We start from the raw sequence: 22,180 nt of genomic DNA, 5'->3' as shown, positions 1-22,180 counted from the left end.
ATATCCGCCGCAGCATAGCTGCGAAGCGGACCTACCTCACGTTGAGACGCAGGCGGACAAACTGCAGCAGGGCGTACACCCAGGGCCAGAGCAGCGCGCTGACCAGGGCCGGGAGCAGGAAGGTCAGGGTCGGCGGGCGATTGCCGGTCAGGGCGTTGAGCCAGAGCTGGAGCAGCTGCGCCAGGCCGTAGACCACCACCAGCACCAGGCACTGCTGCCAGGCCGGGAACATGCGCAGGCGCTGGTGCAGGGACAGCACGAGGAAGGTGATCAGGCCGAGGATCAGCGCGTTCTGCCCGAGCAGGTTGCCATAGAGCACGTCCTGGGCCAGGCCGAGCAGCCAGGCGGTGACCATCCCGACGCGCTCGGGCAGCAGCAACACCCAGTAGGTCAGCAGCATCGCCAGCCACAGCGGGCGGCCGATCTCGGTGAAGGTCGGCATCGGCGCTACGGCCAGTACCAGCCCGACCAGCAGGCTCAGCCAGATCACCCAGACATTGTTCGAACCCTGGGTCGCGCGAGCCATCAGCGGCGCCCCCCGTTGGCCGCCGGAGCGGCAGGCTGCCCGGGAGTTGGCGCGGGCGTGGCGGCGGGCTGCTGCGCAGCGCCCTGGGCTGCCGGGGTGGCCGGCGACGGCGCGGCGGCCGGTTGCGCGGCAGGCTGGGGCGCCTGGGCGCCGGCGGCGGCTTTCTTGTCCGCCTCCTCCTGGGCCTCGGCGGCGTCGTTGGCGCGCTGTTCCGGGGTGCGGCTGTCGCTGAACACCAGCAGCACGTAGCGGCTACGGTTCATCTTCGCGGTCGGCACCGCGCGCACCACGGCGAACGGCTGGCCGGAATCGTGGATCACTTCCTTGACCGTGGCCACCGGATAGCCGGCGGGGAAGCGTTGCCCCAGGCCGGAGCTGACCAGTAGGTCGCCTTCCTTGATGTCGGCGGTGTCGGCGACGTAGCGCAACTCCAGGCGCTCGGGATTGCCGGTGCCGACGGCAATGGCGCGCAGGCCGTTGCGATTGACCTGCACCGGGATACTGTGGGTGGTGTCGGTGAGCAGCAGGACCCGCGCGGTATAGGGCATCACCTCGACCACCTGGCCCATCAGGCCGCTGGCATCGAGCACCGGCTGGCCGACGAAGACACCGTCGTTCTCGCCCTTGTCGATCATGATGCGTTGGGTGAAGGGGTTCGGGTCGACGCCGATCAGCTCGCTGACCAGTACCTTGTCGTCGACCAGCGCGGCGGAATTGAGCAGCTCGCGCAAGCGCACGTTCTGCTCGGTGAGCGCGGCGAGCTTCTGCACCCGGCGCTGCATCAGCAGGGACTCGGCCTTGAGGCGTTCGTTCTCGGCGATCAGCTCGCTACGGCTGCTGAACTGGTCGCGCACGCCTTCCCAGGCGCGTACTGGCATTTCCGCCAGGCCGTAGAAAGGCGTGAGCACCATCCCCAGCTTGCTGCGGACGGGCTCCAGATAGTCGAACCGGGCGTCCACCACCATCAGGCTGACCGACAGCACGGCCAGCACCAACAGGCGAACGCCCAGCGACGGGCCTTTGGAGAATAGCGGTTTGATGATCCGCTCCTAGGCGACGATGCTCGCCACCTTACTCGGTGGAGAGCAGGTCCATGGAGTGGCGGTCCATCATCTCCAGCGCGCGGCCACCGCCGCGAGCCACACAGGTCAGCGGCTCCTCGGCGACGATCACCGGCAGGCCGGTTTCCTGTGCCAGCAGCTTGTCCAGGTCGCGCAGCAGCGCGCCACCGCCGGTCAACACCAGGCCGCGCTCGGCGATATCCGAGGCCAGCTCCGGCGGCGACTGCTCGAGGGCGCTCTTGACCGCCTGGACGATGGTCGCCAGGGACTCCTGCAGGGCCTCGAGGACCTCGTTGGAGTTCAGGGTGAAGCTGCGCGGTACGCCTTCGGCCAGGTTGCGGCCGCGGACGTCGACTTCGCGAACGTCGCCGCCCGGGAAGGCGGTGCCGATCTCCTGCTTGATGCGCTCGGCGGTGGATTCGCCGATCAGGCTGCCGTAGTTGCGGCGCACGTAGGTGACGATGGCTTCGTCGAAGCGGTCGCCGCCGACGCGGACGGATTCGGCGTAGACCACGCCGTTGAGGGAAATCAGGGCGATCTCGGTAGTGCCGCCGCCGATGTCTACGACCATCGAGCCGCGGGCCTCTTCGACCGGCAGGCCGGCGCCGATGGCGGCAGCCATCGGCTCTTCGATCAGGAACACCTCGCGGGCACCGGCGCCCAGGGCGGATTCGCGGATGGCCCGGCGCTCGACCTGGGTGGACTTGCACGGTACGCAGATCAGCACGCGCGGGCTGGGCTGCAGGAAGCTGTTCTCGTGAACCTTGTTGATGAAGTACTGCAGCATCTTCTCGCAGACGCTGAAATCCGCGATCACGCCGTCTTTCATCGGACGGATGGCGGCGATGTTGCCCGGGGTACGGCCGAGCATGCGCTTGGCCTCGGTGCCCACGGCGACGACGCTCTTCTGGCTGCCATGGCTGCGAATGGCGACCACGGACGGTTCGTTCAGGACGATGCCGCGCTCGCGCACATAAATAAGGGTATTGGCAGTACCCAGGTCGATCGACAGATCGCTGGAAAACATGCCACGCAATTTTTTGAACATGGGAAAGAAACCCTAGGCGAAGCGTGGGTGAAAAATACGCGGGTAAAAAAGTGCGGCAAACTCTAACAACGACGGGGATTTTGGGCAAGGCGGGCAATATGCTAAATTGCAGGCTTTTCCCGGCCCCACGAGGCCCGTCCAGGCGGAATTAGACCGCCGACCGCGGCATCCGTTCCCTGCCTTATATAACGCATGGCGCCCCGCCGCCCTTCCAAGGCCGCTTTTGCTGGAGACTCCCGATGGCGCTTGAACGCTCCGACGTGGAAAAAATCGCCCATCTCGCCCGCCTGGGCCTGAGCGAGGCCGATCTTCCGCGCACCACCGAGACCCTGAACAACATCCTCGGCCTGATCGACCAGATGCAGGCGGTCGACACCAGCGGTGTCGAACCGCTCGCCCACCCGCTGGAAGCCACCCAGCGCCTGCGCCCGGACGCGGTCACCGAGACCGATCACCGCGACGCCTACCAGGCCATCGCCCCCGCCGTGGAAGAAGGTCTGTACCTGGTTCCGAAAGTCATCGAGTAATAAGGACGCGGACACATGCTGCATCAATTGACCCTCGCCGAGATCGCCCGCGCCCTCGCCGACAAGCAATTTTCCGCCGAAGAGCTGACCCGCACCCTGCTCGGTCGCATCCGGCAGCTGGATCCCCAGCTCAACAGTTTCATCAGCATCACCGACGACCTGGCCATCGCCCAGGCCAAGGCAGCCGACGAACGGCGCGCCAACGGCGAGCACGGCGCCCTGCTCGGCGCGCCGATCGCCCACAAGGACCTGTTCTGCACCCAGGGCGTACGCACCAGCTGCGGTTCGAAGATGCTCGACAACTTCGTCTCGCCCTACGACGCCACCGTGGTCGAGAAGCTCGCCGCCGCCGGCACCGTTACCCTCGGCAAGCTGAACATGGACGAATTCGCCATGGGCTCGTCGAACCAGTCCAGCCACTACGGCGCGGTGAAGAACCCCTGGAGCCTCGACCGCGTGCCGGGCGGCTCCTCCGGCGGTTCCGCCGCGGCAGTCGCCGCGCGCCTGCTGCCGGCCGCCACCGGCACCGATACCGGCGGCTCGATCCGCCAGCCGGCGGCGCTGACCAACCTCACCGGGATCAAGCCAACCTACGGCCGGGTTTCCCGCTGGGGCATGATCGCCTACGCCTCCAGCCTCGACCAGGGCGGCCCGCTGGCGCGCACCGCCGAGGACTGCGCGCTGATGCTGGGGGTGATGGCCGGATTCGATCCGAAGGACTCGACCAGCGTCGAACAGCCGGTGGACGACTACCTGGCCGCCCTGCAGAAGCCGCTGAGCGGCCTGCGCATCGGCCTGCCGCGGGAATACTTCGGCGCCGGCCTCGACAGCCGCATCGCCGACGCGGTGCTGGCCGTGGTCGAGGAGCTGAAGACGCTCGGCGCCACGGTGAAGGACATTTCCCTGCCGAACATGCAGCACGCCATCCCGGCCTACTACGTGATCGCGCCGGCCGAGGCGTCCTCCAACCTGTCGCGCTTCGACGGCGTGCGCTATGGCTATCGTTGCGACGCCCCGCAGAACCTGGAAGACCTGTACAAGCGCTCGCGCGCGGAAGGCTTCGGCAGCGAAGTGAAGAACCGCATCATGGTCGGCACCTACGCACTCTCGGCCGGCTACTACGATGCCTATTACCTGCAGGCTCAGAAGATTCGCCGGCTGATCAAGAACGACTTCGTCAGCGCCTTTGCCGAAGTGGACGTGATCCTCGGCCCGACCACGCCGAACCCGGCCTGGAAGATCGGCGAGAAGAACGACGACCCGGTTTCCCAGTACCTGGAAGACATCTACACCATCACCGCCAACCTCGCCGGCCTGCCGGGGCTGTCCATGCCCGCCGGCTTCGTCGACGGCCTGCCGGTGGGTGTCCAGTTGCTCGCGCCCTACTTCCAGGAAGGCCGCCTGCTCAACGTCGCGCACCAGTACCAGCAGGTCAGCGACTGGCACACCCGCACCCCGGCCGGCTTCTAAGCCATGGCAACGCCACGCAGTCCCCTCCCCTCTCCCGGCGCGGAGAGGGCGACCCGCAGGGTCGGCAGCGGGACTGCGCAGGCACAGAAGGATTGAGGAACACCACATGCAATGGGAAACCGTGATCGGGCTGGAAATCCACGCACAGCTCGCCACCCAATCGAAGATCTTCTCCGGCAGCTCGACCGCCTTCGGCGCCGCGCCGAATACCCAAGCCAGCCTGGTCGACCTGGCCATGCCGGGCACCCTGCCGGTGCTCAACGAGGAGGCCGTACGCATGGCCTGCCTGTTCGGCCTGGCGATCGACGCACGGATCGACCGGCAGAACGTGTTCGCCCGCAAGAACTACTTCTACCCCGACCTGCCGAAGGGCTACCAGACCAGCCAGATGGACCACCCCATCGTCGGCAAGGGCCATCTCGACATCACCCTGGAAGACGGCACCACCAAGCGCATCGGCATCACCCGCGCGCACCTGGAGGAGGACGCCGGCAAGAGCCTGCACGAAGACTTCCAGGGCATGAGCGGCATCGACCTGAACCGCGCCGGCACGCCGCTGCTGGAGATCGTTTCCGAGCCGGACATCCGCAGCGCCAAGGAAGCCGTGGCCTACGTCAAGGCGATCCACGCCCTGGTGCGCTACCTGGGCATCTGCGACGGCAACATGGCCGAGGGCTCGCTGCGCTGCGACTGCAACGTCTCGGTGCGACCGAAGGGCCAGGCCGAATTCGGCACCCGCGCCGAGATCAAGAACGTCAACTCCTTCCGCTTCATCGAGAAGGCGATCAACCATGAGATCCAGCGCCAGATCGAGCTGATCGAGGACGGCGGCAAGGTGGTCCAGGAAACCCGCCTGTACGACCCGAACAAGGACGAGACCCGCTCCATGCGCGGCAAGGAAGAAGCCAACGACTACCGTTACTTCCCCTGCCCCGACCTGCTGCCGGTGGTCATCGAGCCCGAGTACCTGGCGAAGCTGCGCGAGCAACTGCCGGAACTGCCGGTGCAGAAGCGCGAACGCTTCGAGAGCCAGTACGGCCTGTCCGCCTACGATGCCAGCGTGCTGTCCGCCAGCCGCGAGATGGCCGACTACTTCGAGAAGGTCCAGGGCATCTGCGGCGACGCCAAGCTCGCGGCCAACTGGGTGATGGTCGAGCTGGGCAGCCTGCTCAACAAGGACGGCCTGGAGATCGAGCAGTCTCCGGTGTCCGCCGAGCAACTGGGCGGCATGATCCTGCGCATCAAGGACAACACCATCTCCGGCAAGATCGCCAAGATGGTCTTCGAAGCCATGGCCAACGGCGAGGGTTCCGCCGACCAGATCATCGAGGCCAAGGGCCTGAAGCAGGTCACCGACAGTGGCGCCATCGAGAAGATGCTCGACGAGGTGCTGGCGGCCAACACCGAGCAGGTCGAGCAGTACCGCGCCGCCGACGAGGCCAAGCGCGGCAAGATGTTCGGCTTCTTCGTCGGCCAGGCGATGAAGGCCTCGAAAGGCAAGGCCAACCCGCAGCAGGTGAACGAGTTGCTGAAGAAAAAGCTCGAAGCGTGAGTCAAAGCCAGACGCCGGGTTCGCCCGGCGTCTTCTTGTCCGCCAGGAGCCTGTTGTCCATGCCCACCCCATCCGCCGCCGCGCGCCTCGCCCTCGCCGTCCTGCCCCTGTTCCTCGCCGGCTGCTCCAGCCTCGCCGGCAGCGGTTCCGCGGATACCGGCGAAGCCTCCTACTACGGCAGCCGCCACGCAGGCCTGCGTACCGCCAGCGGCGAGCGCTACAACCCCAACGCAATGACCGCTGCCCACCGCACGTTGCCGTTCGGTACCCGCGTGCGGGTAACCAACCTCGACAACCGCCGCAGCGTAGTGGTGCGGATCAACGATCGCGGGCCGTTCCGCCGCGGACGGATCATCGATGTATCGCGCAAGGCCGCCGAAGGCCTGGGTATGATCCGCAGCGGCGTGGCGCCGGTTCGGATAGAGTCGCTGGATTGAGCCACCTTCTACCCACGACAGGAACCTTCCGATGAGCGAACAAGGCAAGACCGGCCTGGAGATCCGACGTGAAGTCATGGGCGACGCCTTCGTCGAGCGCGCCATGGGCAACGCCACCGCCTTCACCCAGCCGTTGCAGGACTTCGTCAACGAACATGCCTGGGGCTCGGTCTGGGCCCGCGATACGCTGCCGCGCAAGACCCGCAGCCTGATCACCCTGGCCGCCCTGACCGCCCTGAAATGCCCGCAGGAGCTCAAGGGGCACGTGCGCGGCGCGCTGAACAACGGCTGCACGGTGGAGGAAATCCGCGAAGCGCTGCTGCACTGCGCGGTCTATGCCGGGGTGCCGGCGGCGATCGATGCGTTCCGTGCGGCGCAGGAAGCGATCGATACCTGGCAGGACGAACAGCCCGCCTGAGCCCAGGAGCCATTCGCAGCGGCATGAGCGCCGCCGTCATGCCACGCGGTTGGTAACGCCGATGCCTGAGCGACGGCGAATAACGCCAGGGGCGTTATCCGCCCTACGGGACCGAGCGCAGGCGCCTACGGATAACTGAAGCGCTTCACCAGCGTCAGCTCGCCAGGCTTGCGCATCGGCACCAGGAAGGTTTCCTGTTTCTCGTTCGGCGTGCCCTCTTCGGTGACCAGGGTGATGCGCGCCGTGGTCAGGTCCTGGGCGGCCTGTTCGGCGCCATCCTCGCTGCTGCCGTAGCCACCGCCGAAGTAGTTGACGTAGACCAGGTAGGGCCCCTTCTGCGGCGTCGGCGTGGCGATGATTTCCGGTCCGTAGCCGGTGGTGACGTCGACATCCAGGGTCGCGCCGTTGGCCAGCGAACGGTTGCCGTACCAGACATGGTCGCCGTCCGGGGTCACCAGGTGCAGATCGAGGTCGGTGTTGTCGCTGTCCCAGGACAGCAGCACGCGCAGCTTGGCCGGCACTTCCCCGCCGCCGCCACCGTGATAGAACTGGACCCGTCGCGACTGCCCGGCGGCGTTGCGCACCTCGACGCTGTTGCTGCCGGACGGGAAGGCGAACGGGCGATCGAAGCTGCCATCGGCATCCACCTTCAGCGGCATGCTCACACCGTTCACCACCAGCGTCGCCGGACGATCCTTGGGTTGGGCCTCGATCGCGCCGCGAATGCGCGCGGTGGTCGCCTGGTCGGCGGCGACGTTGACCGAGGACGCCGGGTAGTTCACCACCTGCCGGTAATTGGCGGCGGAACCGTCGCCGGCGCGCCAGCCGGAGACCGGCGTATCCAGTTTCACGGGGTTGTCCGCCCAGGCGACGAGGGGAAGGCAACTGAGCAGGGCGGCAAGGGACATTCGGTTCATGGAGTCATTCCAGTAGCAGGCGCCGGGCCAGGCTTTCGACATAGTTTTCGTCCTGGCCGCTGGGATGGGCGCGGAAGGCCAGGTGCAGGTATTCGTGGGTAAGGTCCAGGCGTTCCTGTAGGGAATACAGGCCGCGGACGAAGATGCGTTCGCGCTCGCGATCGACATAGGGCCGCCCGGAAGCCAGGCGGCACACGGAAAAACTCGGAATCTCCTCGTAGCCGGGCTCGCGGTCGAGGCGCTCGCGCCACTGCCGGCGCTGCTTGCGCAGCCAGTCTTCGGCAGCCGGCAACGGCTGGCAGGCGGCCACCGGGTTGTCCCAGCGGCTCAGGCTGCTGCGCGGGAAAGCCTGGGCGAGGATGCTGTCGTAGCCCAGTCCCTGCCCGGCTTGCTCCACCGCGTGCTTCCAGGACAGGCGCGCCGGGCCTGGCTGGTCGGAGTGATAGTTGACGGTCGCCCCGGCCAGCACCAGGTCGGCGCTCCAGGCGGCGATCCGCCGCGTCGGCGCGCTGGCCGGGCGCGGCGCCACGCGCTGGCGCTGGCTGCTGTCATCGATGGCCAGGCACTCGCCGCGCGGCGCGGCGTTTTGCAACAGATAGGTGCGAATGGTCACCGCCAGCGCGCGAGCGGCTTCCTTCGGCTGCGCCGAGGCTTCGCGCTCCAGCACCCGCGCCACGTACTCTTCGCGCGAAACCCGCGCGACCAGGCGCGGCACGCCATCCACCCGTTGCAGGAAGAGGTCGCCGGCGCTGGCGATGTCCAGGCGATTGCCGTTGGCGAAGAGCACTTGCTGCGGACCATTCAGCAGGCCTTCGGAGGCCGGGTGGCCGGCGGGATCGCTGACCGAACGCAGCGGATAGCGGCTGAACAGGTTCACTTCCACGCAACGGCCCGGATCGGCCGGCCACGGACTCGGCAGGAAGCGCCCGAGCACCTCGGCGTAGCGGTCCAGGATCACCTTGCTGGTTCCCGGGCCGCCGAGCCAGAGCGGCGTTCCATCGACCAGCCAGCCGGCGAAACCGCCCTGGCGCGCCTGCGGGTCATGGTCGTCGAGCCAGCTCCAGGTCTTCACCCGCAGGCGGCCGCCAAGGCTGGCCACGGCATGGCCATCGTCGGCCTGCAACGCCACGTCGAGCAGTACCCGCCGCGCCTCGCCCTGGGCCGGCAGTTGCTGCAACTGTTCCAGAAGCTCCTTAACCGGCACCCGCGTCTGCGGTTGCAGCCGTTCCAGGTCGAGCAACCAGGCCGGTGCCTGGCGCGCCTGCCAGTAGTCGCGCCAGGCCTCCGGCCGCAAGGCGAGGCGCTGCGGCTCGAAATACAGCCCGCAGGAGCGCACCAGGGCGCGGTCACGACCGATCGTCTGGCCATTCTCGCAGCAGTAGACCTCCTCGCGGCTGCGCCCCTGGCAGGCATAGGGCGGCTCGGCCTGGCCAGTGTCGCTCAGCCAGGCGAAGACGAACAGTTTCCACAAGCTGCCCAGCGGAGCCTGCAAATCGGCCGGCAACGGCCGGCGCTCGAGCACCCGCTGGCGATCCAGGCTCACCAGTTCGTAGCCCTGGGTCGTGCGCCAGGCCAGCTGGACCGGCGCCTCCGCTGCGCGAAGCAGCAACGGCACGGCGCACAGCAGGACCAGCCAGGCGCGCAACGCAATCACTCGACCTTGACCTTGGCCAGCGCCGGCTTGGCTTCCAGGGCCTGCTGTTCCGGCGCGTAGAGACGCAGGTAGCGGGCCGGTGGCAGGTTGAAGCTGCCTTTCTGGGAGAAACGCACCAGGTGACGGAAACGCTGCTCGCCACTCAGGCTGTCCACCGGCACCCCATAGAACAGATCGCCCGGTTCGTTGCGCGCGCGCTCCAGGGTGGTCGCCTCGTCGCCAGCCAGGCCGCTGATCTTGATGCCCCAGGTGGTGCGCTCGACATCCGCGCCGGGCGGCAGCGGCAGTTCCAGCATGCCGTAGCGTAGAGCGGTGTCTTCCGGAACGTTCAGGGTCACTTCGTCGAGATACAGTTCGTCGCTGGAAAGCGGCTTGTCGCCGACCTCCTCGACCTTGAACTCGAACGCCTCCTCTCCGGGTACCAGGCGCAGCAGACGACGGCTGATCTGCACCGGCAGTTGCCCGCTCGGCGCCTGGGCGCTGCGGTAGCTGAGCGCAACCGGCAACGGGCGGGCCGGCGCCTCGTCCAGGTCGACCCAGCTCGGAATGCCGCGGCCGCGCCATTGCCAGTAGGTTTCGCCGGTGGCGCCGCGCTGCGCCTGCCAGTCCTTCGGCGGCTGCGGCAGCTTGCCCTGCGGCGCCTGGGCCAAGGCACCCTGCAGCCAGGTCAGGGCCAGGGCGCGTTCCAGGGTCGATTGCGCCGGCGCCAGGCGTTGCAGCAGAGCGCTGGCCTGCTGGCCGTCCACGGCCGAGCGAGAGGCCAGCAAGGCATCGGTGAACGGCCAGCCGGCCTCACGCAGGCGTTGCGTCGCCGTCTCGGCCTGCGCGGCCAGCGGCGCGGGCACCGCGACCCGCAGTTGCCGTGCAAGGTCCACCGCCAGCACTCGCGCCGCGGCCAGGCCGACGGGCGAGTCCGGGTCGCCCAGCACCAGGCCGTCGTCGGCCTCGAGCGGCTCCGCACGCGCCTGCCCTTCGCCGGCGCTGGACAGATCGTTGAGCAGGCCGCCGAGCAGGGTGTTCACCGGCAACTGCATGTCGCGGGCGAAAGCCAGGATCAGCGCTCGCTGCAGCAGCGGGGTCTGCGTCGCCTGCTTGGCGTAGGGCTCGAGGATGCGCTGCCAGTGTTCGGCGGGCAGTTGGATCTCCAGTGCGCGGCTGGCGTACCAGTCGGCGTAGTAGGCGTAGGCGGTGAGGAAAGCGTCGCCATCGACGTCGCCGCCCCACCAGGCGAACCAGGCGTCCGGGCCGGCCATTTGCACCAGGCGCAGGCGACTGTTCTGCATGATCAGGCGCAGGCGGTCGCGAATCCGCGGCTCGCCGCCGGCCAGCGCCGGATAGGCGATGCTCAGCGGCAGCAGTTGGCTGGCGGTCTGCTCGACGCCGCCGTAGGGATACTCCAGCAGATCATCGAGATTGCCCAGGTAGGCCGCGGCCGGGCCATCGGCCAGGCGCAGGCGTACGTCGCGGGCGTCCGCCGGCAATTGCAGCGGGTTGCTCGCCGCCGCCAGGCTGAGGTTCTGCGCCTGCTCCACCTGCCAGCCGTCGGCCAGCAGGTTGAAGCGCACCGCCAGGCGGTCGCGGACCTGCCCGTCCTGGCGCAGCTCGGCGCTCCAGTCGCCATCGCTGAGCGGCTGTTGCGCCAGCGGAATGTAGTTGACTCCCTTGGCCAGCTCCAGGGTCTGGCTGCGCTGGCTGCCAGGCGGCCCGCTGAGCAGCTCGGCCTTGACCGGCTGTTCGCCCTGGTTGAAGACGAACAGGCCGAGGTCGGGCTGGTCACCCTGGCGGAAGCGGGTCGGCCCACTCCACTTCAGGTACAGCGGCTTCTCCGAGCGAAGGAACTGCTTCTTCTGGCCGACCTGGCCGTTGTCGTCGATGGCCCGTGCGGTGATCCGCCAGCGGGTCAGCGAGTCGGGCATGCGGAAGCTGAAGCTGGCCTTGCCCTGGGCGTCGGTGACCAGCTCCGGCTGCCAGGCGGCGGTGTCGACATCCTCGCGGCGTGGCCGCTCCAGTACCTTGACGCCGCGCTCGCTGCGGTTCGCCCGTCCGGGTACGCTGGTGCTGCCGGGCAACGCCACGTCGTAGCTGATGAAGGCCAGGCTGGCGCTGGTGCGTACGTTGTTGCGCCGTGGATGGTAGAAGAACTGGTCGATGCCGGGGGCGATCTCCGCCTGCAGGGCATAGACCATCTCATCCACCACGCTGACGGTCAGGTGGCTGGAAACCGGTTTGCCGGCGAAGCGCGTGGCCAGGGTCACGGTCACCGTCTCGCCCGGTTCGTAGCGCTCCTTGTCGGTGGCGATGTCGATCTCCACCTGGGGCATGCCGACCTTGATCCCGGCGTTCTGGAAGCTGTAGTCGCCGCCCTTGGTGTAGAGCACCGAGAAGGTCAGGTTCGGCGAGAACTCCTCGCGCACCGGGATCCGCACGCGGTACTGGGTCGGATTGAGCTTTTCCAGGCGCAGCCAGTCGGCGCCCTTGGACAGCAGGGCGGTGGCCTCGACCTTGTCGCGCTCCAGGGACAACAGTGCATCCTCCACCGGCTCGGGGAAGGTGATCAGTGCGGAGGCTTCCTCGCCCGTGCGGTACTCGGGCTTGTCGAACACCACCTCGACGGTGCCCGGCACCGACTTCACGCCCTCGCCGCTCACCGAGTGGCCGGTGGCGCCAAGGAGCTGGCCCTTGTCGTCGCGCAGCTCCACGGAATAGGTACCGGGGCGCTCGAAGGTCAGCGCGAAGCGGCCGTCGGCGACCGGACCGCTGTCGGTGGCGCGGTCCTCCAGGCGGATCCACTGGTAGCTGCTCGGCTTGAGCGGAGTCGGCTGTTCGCTGGCATAGCTGAACCCGACCTTCTCGCCGGCGGCGCTGAAGCGCTGCGGCGCGCTCAGGCGGTAGCGCGCGGCACCGCGCTCGATGAGGATCTCCTTGCTGGTCTTGACCCGGTAGGCGGCGCCGTCGCTGGCGAAGATGGTCAGCATGTAGCGACTGGGTTTCTCGGCCGCCGGCAATTCGATGGCGGCACGGCCCTTGCCGTCGGTGGTCAGTTCGGTGCTGCTCAGTTCCACCGGGAACTGGCCGAGATACTGCAGTTCGTTGTCCACCATCGACAACTGCTGGGCGCGCAGGCTCAGTTGCAGGCGCGCGTTGGCCACCGGCTTGCCGTCCGGATAGAGCAGGACGATCTCGCCCTTCACCGGCTCGGCGGTCTTGAAGTCCGGCTTGGCCAGGTCAAGGGCGACTTCGAAGTGCGGCTTGATGTATTCGGCGACGCGGAAGGCGCTGCTGTAGGTCTGCCCGCGGTAGTCGAAGCGCAACTCGTAGCCGCCGGCGACGGCGTTCTCCGGCAGTTGGAAGCGGCCATTGGCGCCGCTCTTCGCGTCGAAGCGGAGGTCCAGGCTTTGCAATACCGTGCCGCTGGCGTCGATCACGCTCAGGCGCACCGGCGCGCTGGCGGCGGCCTGGGATTGACGGGCGTCCTTGAACTCGCGGCCGACCATCTTCAACGAGACCCAGTCGCCCGGCCGGTACAGCGGACGGTCGGTGAAGGCATAGATCTTGGTGTCGTAGATCTCGCTGTCGTAATAGAAATTCTCGGAGACGAAGACCCCGCCCTCGCGGTCCTCGCCGATCACGTAGGAACGCTCCGGACTGGCGTGCTTGAGCCGCAGCAGGCCGTCGGCGTCGGTGTTGCCGCTGCTCATCACGCCCAGGCCGTCGGTCCACAGCACCTTGGTGTCGGGCACCGGGGTGCCTTCGTGCTTGCGTGCGGTCCAGACCAGCAGCTCGTCGCCGGCGACCTTGCTCACCGCCACGCTGTTGGAGACGAACACCACGGTGGTGGCGCGGTACTTGCCGACCAGCGCCTCGACCAGGTACAGGCCCGGCTTCAGCTTGCCCAGCGGGATGTAGACATTGCCCGGCACGACGTTGATGAACTCGCTGGAGGAACCGGCCAGCTTGACGTCCTGCGGCGGCTCGATGGGCTTGGCGTCCCACAGCGGATAGCGGAACTGGCTGACCAGCGGCAGGCCGGGAATCGGCGCGTATTGCGGCTGCGCGTCGTAGGGCGTCGGCGCGGTCATGGCGTTGCCCATCTTCAGCTCGGGCACCGCCTCGGTGACCTGTTGCCGCGACTCGTAGGAGAAGGCGCGCTGCATCACCCGGCGCGACTTGCGATACCAGTTGTCCCAGAGATAGGCCAGGGTGTTCGACAGACCTTCGCCCTTGAACTGCCCCTCGGCCAGTACCCGGTGCAGGTTCTTCTGCCGCTTGAGGAACTCCAGCGGCTGTTCGATCCGGTACAGGCGCACGTCGACCCCGCCATAGGGCTCCATGCGGTAGCGCCGGTAGTCGCGGCCGGGCGCTTCGAGACGGACCCGCGCTTCCTCGTCGGTGGCGAAGCTGCTGTCGGCGAGCAGGAAGAAGGATTCGCCGGCCATCGGCGTGTAGCCGCTCGGTTCCACCGTGTCTTCCGCCTGGACGGCGGCGAACGGCAGCAGGACCAGGGCGGCGACCGCCAGGCTACGGCTGAAACGGCGCAGGTTGCTCATTGCTGTGGTCTTCACTGGGACGCGATTCATTGAGAGAGGAAAGCCAGCCGATAGATGCCGATAAAGTTGGGATTGGATTCGTCGGGGATCCATCGGGTGTCCTTCCATGTCATGAGTTGTTGCAGGCTGACCGAGCGCATGCCGTTGTCGGTCGGGGTACTGCTGCCGGTGTGATAGGCGATGGAGCGACCCATCCAGATCATCAGGTGCTGGTCGTCGCCCTGGTCGTAGAACATCAGGTCGCCGGGGCGCGCCTGGTTGAGGTCGCGACCGACCAGCCGGCTGTTGAACTGCACCAGCTTGATCGCATTCACGTAGGGCCCGACCTGGCCGCCCCCCTGCTGCCAGTTCTGCGCCAGGCGCCGTTGCTCGGGACTGAGCACCAGCTCCGGGGGCAGGTAGCGGTTGGACAGGCCGTTGGCGCGCAGCCACTTGCCATCGTGGACTTTCAGCGCCTCGTTGGCGGCGAAGCGCACCAGGCCGGCGCAGTCCTGCTGGTGCCAGCGCGGACTCGGCCCTTGGCGCAACTGTTCCTGGGCGATGCGCACGAACCAGGCGCGGAACACCTGCGATTGCTGCGGGTCGAGCGCTACCGCGGGCTCGCCGCGGGCAACGCCACTGGCCAGCAGGAACAGCGCCAGGCCGAAGGCAGTCAGGCGTCTCACAGTGACCGCCATTCCAGCGGCAGCCATTGCCACGGCGCGTTGGCCTGGCTTCCGGCAGGCAGGCCGAGGGCGTAGCTGCCCTTGCCGGCCAGGGTTTTCAGGCGCGGCATCAGGTAGGTGTCGGCGGCATTGCGGAATACCGGCTCCATGTCCTGCGGCAGGCTGTCGAGGGTTTCCCGCTGCAGCAGTTCGGAGAGCGGCTGCGGCGCCAGGTAGGCTGGCACCAGCGCATCCTTCGGCAACACTTCGGCGAGCGGCGGATAGCGCTTGTCGAGGGTGTCCAGGGCCTTGCCGAGCAACTGGTCGTCGAGGGAGAACAGCAGGGTCTGGCCATGGCGCGCCATGCCGATGCGGAAGAACGCGCGGCCGCTGATGCTGTCCGGGTTGTCCGCCTGGCTGGCCGGATAGGCGCCGAAGTTCGAGCTGACCTGGCGGGTCCAGCGGCGGGTCTGGCCATCCACCCGGTCGTCCACCGGGAAGCTGCCACCCTCGACCTTGGCTTCCTTCGCGCCGATCACGCGGCCGAACAGCTTGCCCAGCTCGTCGTCGAGTTCGGCACTCGCCGGCGCGCTCAACTGGCCCACCAACAGCGGCGAATGCAGCCGCGAACTGGCGTACCAGCAGAGACCGGCGGCGCCGCTGAGATGCTCGGAGAAGGCCTGGGCCATCTTCTGCTCGGCCCCCAGGCGCTCCAGCATCACCCCGTACAGGCCGGGGGTGACCGGCAGCGCCACGCAGGCGCTGGCGCCCATCGGCATGGCCTGCCAGACCGGGGCGAAGTCCAGCGGCGGCTGGCGTTCCACCTCGTTCAGCGCCAGGTAGCTGCTCCAGCCCTGCTCGCCCTTCTCGAAGCGCACCCCGGCGAAGCTCGGGATGAAGCGCTGGTAGCCCATGGCCAGGACGCTTGCATCGAGGGTGATGCGCTGGCGCAGCTCACCGCGGCCCGGCAGGCCGAAGCGCTCGGGGAACAGCTCGTCGCCGTCGAGCAGTGCCTCCAGGTCTTCGCTGGCCGGTCCGTTCAGCGGGCTGTCGTCGCTTTCGCCACCATCGTCGAAGAGCATCCGTGGGTTCGACAACAACAACAGCCGGTCACCCTTGGACAGGAACAGCATCGCCTTGTCGTTGCCGTAGCGCAGGCGATAGACCGAGGTTCCCGCCAGCTCGCCGACCTTGCGCAACTGCTGGTCGTCGGCGGCGATATGGGCCAGCGGCTCGAGCACCCGCGCCAGGCCGCCGCGCTTGAGCACCACCACGAAGTCGCGCAGGCGGCCGTCGGCGCCGCGCCAGAGGGCGACCTGGGCCGGTTGGTCGAGCAGTTCCTCGACCAGGCTGTCCTTCAGGGTCAGGTCGTGCTCGTAGATGATCCGCCGCAACGTACCGGTCAGGCCGAGGCGGTCGCCATTGTTCTCGTAATAGAAGACGAAGTCCTCGGTCAGGGTGTCGCGCAGCAACGGCACCTCGAGGATTTCCTTCGGCAGGCGGCTCAGCGACACGCTCTCGATCAGCGCGTCGGGCTTGCGCAGGTCGCGGTAGGCACGCGGCGCGTCGGCGTCCGCGGGTGCCTGGGCGCCGATCGGCTGGCCGAGGTCCTCTTCGGCCGGGCGCCCTCCGCCGAGCTGCTCCAGCCAGCCCATCTGCCAGGCCAGCACACCGCCGGCGGCCAGCGCGGCGACGATCCCCAGCACCGGCCACAGGGCGCTTCGGGTGCGCGCAGCGGCGGGCGCAGGGGTTCCGTTGGCAGGGCTGGGGGTGTTGTTCTCGCTCATGGTTCGCTAATCCCGTGTCATCCGTACGAGGGGATGCTTCAGTAGGTAAAGGTCTTGACCAGCACCAGGTCGCCGATGGTGCGCAGGGGCACGACGAAGGTCTCGTGCTTCTCGTCGACGCTGTTTTCGTTGAACACCAGGTTGACCTGCGCGGTGATCACGTCCTGTACGTTGCTGCCGGCCTGGAAGTTGTAGCCCTGGTTGTTGAGGTTGCCCCAGTAGTTCACGTAGATCAGGTAGGTGCCGTGCAGCGGCGCGCCCATGGTGAACATCTCCGGGCCGGGCCCGTCGACGCCGTCCGGATCGAGGCCGCCGCTGTTGCTCAAGCGCGGATGCGCCCAGTAGGCGTGCTGGCCATCGGGGGTGACGATATGCAGGTCAAGCTCGGCCTTCGGATCGTCCCAACCCAGCACCACGCGCACGCGCGGCGGCAGTTGGGAGCGATTGGCCTCGTAGAACTGTACGCGCTTGAGGATCTTGCCGTCGGCGCTGCCGACCTGGACGCCGTTGGAGCCGTGGCCGAACGCATAGGGGCGGACGAAGCGCCCGGCGCCGTCGGTATAGAGAGGGAGAGGATTGCCGTTGACCACCAGGCGCTGGGCGCGCTCGGTGCCGACCAATTCGCGCAGGTGTCCTTCGATCAGGCTGCGGCCGCGCTGGCCGCCGCGATCGATGGGCGGAGTCGGATAGGCGACACGCGGGGCATCGGGCTGTTCGAGCAGGCCGGAATAGCGCCAGCCTGCCGTCGGACCATCCAGGTCCACCGAAGGCTCGGCTAGTGCAGGCAGCCCGAAGGCCAGTCCGAACAACACCGACAGGCAGCCGGAACTCGAACCGAAGATACGCATGATCAATCCCTGGTCGTGCGATTCATGAAAGCTGCATCTTAACGATTGCGCTGTCCGCTGGATATCCCCGGCGACCGGCGGAATGTGCGAAATCCACCGCGATTCGACGGAAAGCGGAAAGCTCAGGGGGCGCCATGCGGCGCCCCCGGCGTCATTTACGCTTCAGCGCCGTACCGGCCGCTTCTGCAGCTTGCGCTGCAAGGTCCGTCGATGCATGCCCAGGGCGCGGGCGGTGGCGGAGATGTTGCCCTCGTGCTCGGCGAGCACGCGCTGGATGTGCTCCCATTGCAGGCGATCCACCGACATCGGGTTTTCCGGCACCAGGGTGTCCAGGTCGGCGTGCTCGGAGAGCAGCGCGGCCAGCACGTCATCGGCATCCGCCGGCTTGCACAGGTAGTTGCAGGCGCCGCGCTTGATCGCCTCCACCGCGGTGGCGATGCTGGAATAGCCGGTGAGGATCACCACCCGCATGTCCGCGTGCAGCTCCAGCAGCTTCGGCAGCAGCACCAGGCCGGAGTCGCCTTCCATCTTCAGGTCGAGCACGGCATAGTCCGGCGTATCCTGCTGGGCCAGCGCCAGGCCTTCCTCGGCGGAGCCCGCGGTGCTGACCCGCAGGCCGCGACGGCTCATGGCCCGCGCCAGGACCCGGGTAAAGGTGGGATCGTCGTCCACCAGCAGGAGATGGGGATGTTCTTCCCCTTCGAAGAGCAGCTCTTCAGACATAGGCAGGGCCTCTCAGACGGATCACTCAAGCCATTCCGTAGCTGCGCGGCAAGCGCAGTTCGGTCAGAGTGCCGCCATCTTCGTGGTTATACAACTTCACCGTTCCACCAGCGCGGGTCACGCTGGCCTGACTGAGAAACAGGCCGAGGCCGAAGCCCTTGCCCTTGGTGGTGAAGAACGGTTTGCCGATCTGTTCGGCGATCGCCAGGGGCACCCCGACGCCGTGGTCGCGGATACTCAGGCAGATACTGCTGCTGTCCCAGTCCAGGCGGATGTCGAGGTCGTCGGGACAGGCGTCCGCCGCATTGTTCAGCAGGTTCAGCAGAGCCTGGCTGAGGTCGGTCGGCGGGGTCAGGCGCGGCGCGGAGCCGAGGCCCAGGCACTGGTAGCGGTAGGAGGCCTCCGGACGCATCAGGTGCCAGCGGCGCAGCACCGATTCCAGCCATTCCGCGGCGCTTTGCTCTTCGATCGCCTGGCGACGGTCGGCCTCGGCCGCCCGTACCAGTTGCTGGAGGGTGTGCTTGCACTGCTTGACCTGTTCCTGGAGCAATGCCAGGTCTTCCTGCAGGGTCGGGTCCTGCGGGCGCTCCTGGCGCAACTCGTTGAGCAGCACGCTCATGGTCGCCAGCGGCGTACCCAGTTCGTGCGCGGCACCGGCCGCCTGGGTGGCCACCGCGAGCAACTGCTGGTCGCGCATGCTTTCCTCGCGCCGCTCGGCCTGCATGTGCGCCTGCCAGCGCAGCGCCTCGGACATCTTCACCACGAAGAAGGTGATGAAGGCCGCCGACAGGGCGAAGTTCAGCCACATGCCGAACAGGTGCAGGTTGATCAGCATCGCCTCGTGCTGAACCGCCTGCAGGTGCAGCGGGTGGTACCAGATCAGCAGCAGGGTGTAGCCGGTCAGGGCCAGGCCGGAGAGCACCATGGAGTAGATCCAGGGCAGGGTCGCAGCGGCGATGGTCAGCGGTACCAGGTAATAGGAGACGAAGGGGTTGGTCGAGCCGCCCGAGTAATACAGCAAGGTGCTGTGGATGATCAGGTCGCAGGCCAGTTGTACCGCGTATTCCTGGTCGGTCACCGGCCACGGCGCGCGCAGGCGCAGCGCGGTGAACAGGATCAGGCAGGCGGACAGGCCAAGGGTCAGGCCGAGCGCCAGCCACGGCAGCGGCAACAGGTCGGAGAGCCAGGCGAAACCCACCGAGCCGGCCTGCGCGGCCAGCACGAGAATACGGATGAGGAGCAGACGGCCAAGGTTCTGGCGACTGGCGGAGAGCAGGAAAACCGGTGCGCGCATGTTTTCTTCCGGAATAAGCGCGAGTATAGCCAAGACGCTGTCGGCAACTCTGCGGCAAAGTGACTCAGAAACCTCGCAGATCGCCATCCTGCCCTGTTTCGCCGACCGCTGTCAGGGCTCAGATCAGTAAATTTCGCGTTTTTCCCGAAATCGCCTAACCCGTTCCGGGAAAAGCCTTCGTCTCATGGTCCAAGACTGGCGTATAGGCGTGTTTGCCGCGCCTGCCGGAACGATGCTCTACAGTGTGAATTCAGCCTTAGTACAAGGAGTTGCCCAATGTCTGCGATTTCCCGCCTGGCCGCCGCCGTCACCCTCTGCGCCGCCAGCCTCTCGGCCGTCGCCGAGGAAGCGCCGCGCTACAACCAGGTCTCGCTGCACGCCGAAGTCAGCCAGCAGGTGGCCCACGACCTGATGCAGGTCACCCTCTACAGCGAAAACCAGGGCAGCGATCCGGCCAAGCTCGCCGCCGAGACCACCAGCGTCCTCAACGCCGCCGTCGCCGACGCGCGCAAGGTCAAGGGCGTGACCATCAGCCTGGGCAGTCGCAACAGCTATCCGGTCTACGACGACAAGGGCCAGAAGATCACCGGCTGGCGCGAGCGCGCCGAGCTGCGCCTGGAAAGCTCCGACTTCGCCGCCCTCGGCCAGCTTTCCGCCGACCTGCTGGGCAAGCTGAAGATGGGCGGCATGGACTTCAGCATCGCCGATGCGACCCGCAAGAAGAACGAGGACCAATTGATGAAAGGCGCCGTGGACGCGTTCAAGGAGCGCGCCCAGTTGCTCACCGAGGCGCTCGGCGGCAAGGGCTACAAGCTGGTCAGCCTGAGCGTGAACAGCGCCGGCGCACCGCGCCCGTACCCGGTGATGCGGATGGCGGCGATGAAGGCCGACGCCAGCTTCGGTGGCGCCCAGGCGCCGGAGATCGAGGCAGGAACCAGCCAGGTCACGGTCAACGCCGACGGCGTGATCGAGGTGCAGATGCCCTGATCCGGCCGGCGCGCACCACAAGAGGCAGCCTCCGGGCTGCCTCTTGCGTTTCCACTGTCTCTCGCGCAGCAAACGCGGCCTGCGTCGCGTTTGCGGAAATTCGAAAATGCGACATTCCCTTTCAATCGGATAACAACATCTACACTGAACCGACCTCGACGCTTGCGGCCGGCACACGCCCTGCATAGCTTCGCGCAAGACAGCTCACGAGGCTGTCCCTCGCAGACAATCAAAATAACCAGAGGTCACTCCATGCGTAGAAACGCCGTCATCCGCTCCGCGATCATGCCCTCGCTGCTCGGCGCAGCGCTGGTCGCCGCCGTTCCCCAGGCCTTCGCCAGCAACCTGATCTTCTGCTCGGAAGGCAGCCCGGCCGGCTTCGATCCCGCCCAATACACCACCGGTACCGATTTCGACGCCGCGGCGGAAACCGTCTTCAACCGCCTGACCCAGTTCGAGCGCGGCGGCACCAAGGTCCTTCCCGGCCTCGCGGAAAGCTGGGACGTCAGCGACGACGGCAAGACCTATACCTTCCACCTGCGCAAGGGCGTGAAGTTCCACAGCACCGACTACTTCAAGCCGACCCGCGAATTCAACGCCGACGACGTGCTGTTCACCTTCGAACGCATGCTCGACAAGGATCATCCGTTCCGCAAGGCCTACCCCACCGAGTTTCCCTACTTCACCGACATGGGCCTGGACAAGAACATCGCCAGGGTCGAGAAGCTCGACGAGCACAGGGTGAAGTTCACCCTCAACGAGGTCGACGCCGCCTTCATCCAGAACCTGGCGATGCCCTTCCCATCGATCCAGTCCGCCGAATACGCCGCGCAACTGCTCAAGCAGGGCAAGGCCAGCGACATCAACCAGAAGCCGATCGGCACCGGCCCGTTCGTGTTCAGCCGCTACCAGAAGGATGCGCAGATCCGTTTCAAGGGCAACAAGGACTACTGGAAGCCGGACGAGGTGAAGGTCGACAACCTGATCTTCGCCATCAACACCGACGCCTCGGTGCGCGCGCAGAAGCTCAAGGCCGGCGAGTGCCAGATCACCCTCAACCCGCGCCCCGCCGACCTCGACGCGCTGAAGAAGGACCCGAACCTGAACCTGCCGTCGCAGGCCGGCTTCAACCTCGGCTACATCGCCTACAACGTCACCCACAAGCCCTTCGACAAGCTGGAAGTACGCCAGGCGCTGGACATGGCGGTGAACAAGAAGGCCATCATCGACGCCGTCTACCAGGGCGCCGGCCAGTTGGCCAGCAACGGCATGCCGCCGACCCAGTGGTCCTACGACGAGACCATCAAGGACGCGCCCTACGATCCGGCCAAGGCCAGGGAGCTGCTGAAGAAGGCCGGCGTCGCCGAAGGCACCGAGATCACCCTGTGGGCCATGCCGGTACAACGCCCCTACAACCCCAACGCCAAGCTGATGGCGGAAATGCTGCAGAACGATTGGGCGAAGATCGGTATCAAGGCGAAGATCGTCACCTACGAATGGGGCGAATACATCAAGCGCGCCAAGGGCGGCGAGCATGACGCCATGCTGATCGGCTGGAGCGGCGACAACGGCGACCCGGACAACTGGCTCGGCACCCTCTACGGCTGCGACGCGGTGGACGGCAACAACTTCTCCAAATGGTGCGACGCCGGCTACGACAAGCTGGTCAAGGATGCCAAGCGCACCACCGACCAGGGCAAGCGCACCGAGCTGTACAAGCAGGCCCAGCACATCCTCAAG

At 67.0% G+C, this 22,180-nt stretch carries 18 protein-coding genes; 7 read left to right on the top strand and 11 right to left on the bottom strand.

Going from position 1 to position 22,180, the window contains the following annotated elements; all coding sequences use genetic code 11:
• Positions 1-31: 31 nt before the first annotated feature.
• Genes mreD through mreB form a run of 3 tightly spaced genes read right to left on the bottom strand, consistent with a single transcriptional unit; the run spans position 32 to position 2,635 of the window.
• Positions 32-526 (bottom strand): rod shape-determining protein MreD, encoded by a 495-nt coding sequence (gene mreD, locus HMPREF2886_RS06045; protein ID WP_003094389.1) that lies wholly within the window; start codon positions 524-526, stop codon positions 32-34.
• Positions 526-1,566 (bottom strand): rod shape-determining protein MreC, encoded by a 1,041-nt coding sequence (mreC, locus tag HMPREF2886_RS06040; RefSeq protein WP_083318527.1) that lies wholly within the window; start codon positions 1,564-1,566, stop codon positions 526-528. Before mreC ends, mreD begins: the two co-directional genes overlap by 1 nt.
• A gap of 31 nt (positions 1,567-1,597) precedes the next feature.
• A complete protein-coding gene (gene mreB, locus HMPREF2886_RS06035) occupies positions 1,598-2,635 on the bottom strand; it encodes a rod shape-determining protein MreB (RefSeq protein ID WP_003094393.1) in 1,038 nt (345 codons plus the stop codon).
• Positions 2,636-2,874: 239 nt separating this feature from the next.
• Between mreB and gatC the strand changes: the two genes are divergently transcribed.
• The 5 genes from gatC (at position 2,875) to HMPREF2886_RS06010 (ending at position 7,039) form a co-directional block, all read left to right on the top strand.
• Entirely contained in the window at positions 2,875-3,162 is a 288-nt protein-coding gene (gatC, locus tag HMPREF2886_RS06030; protein WP_033970520.1) for an Asp-tRNA(Asn)/Glu-tRNA(Gln) amidotransferase subunit GatC, read from the top strand.
• A 15-nt stretch (positions 3,163-3,177) separates the two neighbouring features.
• Positions 3,178-4,632: an Asp-tRNA(Asn)/Glu-tRNA(Gln) amidotransferase subunit GatA gene (gatA, locus tag HMPREF2886_RS06025; protein ID WP_079387597.1), complete on the top strand. Its 1,455-nt coding sequence runs from the start codon at positions 3,178-3,180 to the stop codon at positions 4,630-4,632.
• Between the two features lie 91 nt (positions 4,633-4,723).
• On the top strand, positions 4,724-6,184 hold the full coding sequence (gatB, locus tag HMPREF2886_RS06020; RefSeq protein ID WP_256562490.1) for an Asp-tRNA(Asn)/Glu-tRNA(Gln) amidotransferase subunit GatB: 1,461 nt from the start codon (positions 4,724-4,726) through the stop codon (positions 6,182-6,184).
• Between the two features lie 59 nt (positions 6,185-6,243).
• A complete protein-coding gene (locus HMPREF2886_RS06015) occupies positions 6,244-6,621 on the top strand; it encodes a septal ring lytic transglycosylase RlpA family protein (RefSeq protein WP_003116225.1) in 378 nt (125 codons plus the stop codon).
• 31 nt (positions 6,622-6,652) lie between these two features.
• The gene (locus HMPREF2886_RS06010) at positions 6,653-7,039 is read left to right on the top strand and encodes a carboxymuconolactone decarboxylase family protein (protein WP_033970516.1); all 387 of its coding nucleotides are present in this window, start codon (positions 6,653-6,655) and stop codon (positions 7,037-7,039) included.
• Positions 7,040-7,164: 125 nt separating this feature from the next.
• Here the strand turns inward: HMPREF2886_RS06010 and HMPREF2886_RS06005 are convergent, their stop codons facing one another.
• From HMPREF2886_RS06005 to HMPREF2886_RS05970, 8 genes are all read right to left on the bottom strand, one after another.
• Complete coding sequence (locus tag HMPREF2886_RS06005) at positions 7,165-7,956, bottom strand: YfaP family protein (protein WP_042165360.1); 792 nt, start codon at positions 7,954-7,956, stop codon at positions 7,165-7,167.
• 4 nt (positions 7,957-7,960) lie between these two features.
• Positions 7,961-9,610, bottom strand: coding sequence for a YfaQ family protein (locus HMPREF2886_RS06000; RefSeq protein ID WP_079394937.1), 1,650 nt, complete (start codon positions 9,608-9,610; stop codon positions 7,961-7,963).
• A complete protein-coding gene (gene magD / locus HMPREF2886_RS05995; protein ID WP_070746970.1) occupies positions 9,607-14,157 on the bottom strand; it encodes an alpha-2-macroglobulin MagD in 4,551 nt (1,516 codons plus the stop codon). Before magD ends, HMPREF2886_RS06000 begins: the two co-directional genes overlap by 4 nt.
• A gap of 26 nt (positions 14,158-14,183) precedes the next feature.
• Positions 14,184-14,822: a DUF1175 domain-containing protein gene (locus HMPREF2886_RS05990; RefSeq protein ID WP_079752150.1), complete on the bottom strand. Its 639-nt coding sequence runs from the start codon at positions 14,820-14,822 to the stop codon at positions 14,184-14,186.
• On the bottom strand, positions 14,819-16,588 hold the full coding sequence (locus tag HMPREF2886_RS05985) for a DUF2138 domain-containing protein (RefSeq protein ID WP_070746967.1): 1,770 nt from the start codon (positions 16,586-16,588) through the stop codon (positions 14,819-14,821). The genes HMPREF2886_RS05990 and HMPREF2886_RS05985 overlap by 4 nt, the downstream gene beginning before the upstream one ends.
• A 38-nt stretch (positions 16,589-16,626) precedes the next feature.
• Complete coding sequence (locus HMPREF2886_RS05980) at positions 16,627-17,436, bottom strand: YfaP family protein (RefSeq protein ID WP_033970511.1); 810 nt, start codon at positions 17,434-17,436, stop codon at positions 16,627-16,629.
• Between the two features lie 162 nt (positions 17,437-17,598).
• Positions 17,599-18,159, bottom strand: coding sequence for a response regulator transcription factor (locus HMPREF2886_RS05975; RefSeq protein WP_003094419.1), 561 nt, complete (start codon positions 18,157-18,159; stop codon positions 17,599-17,601).
• A 25-nt stretch (positions 18,160-18,184) separates the two neighbouring features.
• Positions 18,185-19,453 (bottom strand): ATP-binding protein, encoded by a 1,269-nt coding sequence (locus HMPREF2886_RS05970; protein WP_003094421.1) that lies wholly within the window; start codon positions 19,451-19,453, stop codon positions 18,185-18,187.
• Between the two features lie 276 nt (positions 19,454-19,729).
• On the opposite strand from HMPREF2886_RS05970, the gene HMPREF2886_RS05965 reads away from it, so the two are divergent.
• Both HMPREF2886_RS05965 and HMPREF2886_RS05960 read left to right on the top strand, forming a co-directional pair.
• Positions 19,730-20,440, top strand: a complete 711-nt coding sequence (locus HMPREF2886_RS05965; protein ID WP_003094423.1) for an SIMPL domain-containing protein — start codon at positions 19,730-19,732, stop codon at positions 20,438-20,440.
• Positions 20,441-20,692: 252 nt separating this feature from the next.
• On the top strand, positions 20,693-22,180 hold a 1,488-nt coding region (locus HMPREF2886_RS05960), incomplete at its 3' end, for an ABC transporter substrate-binding protein (RefSeq protein ID WP_070746965.1).

Source organism: Pseudomonas sp. HMSC066A08 (genome assembly GCF_001813025.1).
Lineage (GTDB): Bacteria > Pseudomonadota > Gammaproteobacteria > Pseudomonadales > Pseudomonadaceae > Pseudomonas > Pseudomonas aeruginosa.
The sequence above is the reverse complement of the archived record's forward strand: the minus strand, read 5'-3'. Positions and strand labels throughout refer to the sequence as shown.

Excerpts from the sequence above, each read along its gene's own strand:
- HMPREF2886_RS06015 (WP_003116225.1), top strand. The coding sequence starts at position 6,244 with ATGCCCACCCCATCCGCCGCCGCGCGCCTCGCCCTCGCCGTCCTGCCC.
- HMPREF2886_RS05975 (WP_003094419.1), bottom strand. The coding sequence starts at position 18,159 with ATGTCTGAAGAGCTGCTCTTCGAAGGGGAAGAACATCCCCATCTCCTG.
- gatC (WP_033970520.1), top strand. The coding sequence starts at position 2,875 with ATGGCGCTTGAACGCTCCGACGTGGAAAAAATCGCCCATCTCGCCCGC.
- magD (WP_070746970.1), bottom strand. The coding sequence starts at position 14,157 with ATGAGCAACCTGCGCCGTTTCAGCCGTAGCCTGGCGGTCGCCGCCCTG.
- HMPREF2886_RS05965 (WP_003094423.1), top strand. The coding sequence starts at position 19,730 with ATGTCTGCGATTTCCCGCCTGGCCGCCGCCGTCACCCTCTGCGCCGCC.
- mreB (WP_003094393.1), bottom strand. The coding sequence starts at position 2,635 with ATGTTCAAAAAATTGCGTGGCATGTTTTCCAGCGATCTGTCGATCGAC.
- gatA (WP_079387597.1), top strand. The coding sequence starts at position 3,178 with ATGCTGCATCAATTGACCCTCGCCGAGATCGCCCGCGCCCTCGCCGAC.
- HMPREF2886_RS05970 (WP_003094421.1), bottom strand. The coding sequence starts at position 19,453 with ATGCGCGCACCGGTTTTCCTGCTCTCCGCCAGTCGCCAGAACCTTGGC.
- HMPREF2886_RS06005 (WP_042165360.1), bottom strand. The coding sequence starts at position 7,956 with ATGAACCGAATGTCCCTTGCCGCCCTGCTCAGTTGCCTTCCCCTCGTC.
- mreD (WP_003094389.1), bottom strand. The coding sequence starts at position 526 with ATGGCTCGCGCGACCCAGGGTTCGAACAATGTCTGGGTGATCTGGCTG.
- HMPREF2886_RS05980 (WP_033970511.1), bottom strand. The coding sequence starts at position 17,436 with ATGCGTATCTTCGGTTCGAGTTCCGGCTGCCTGTCGGTGTTGTTCGGA.
- HMPREF2886_RS05985 (WP_070746967.1), bottom strand. The coding sequence starts at position 16,588 with ATGAGCGAGAACAACACCCCCAGCCCTGCCAACGGAACCCCTGCGCCC.
- HMPREF2886_RS06010 (WP_033970516.1), top strand. The coding sequence starts at position 6,653 with ATGAGCGAACAAGGCAAGACCGGCCTGGAGATCCGACGTGAAGTCATG.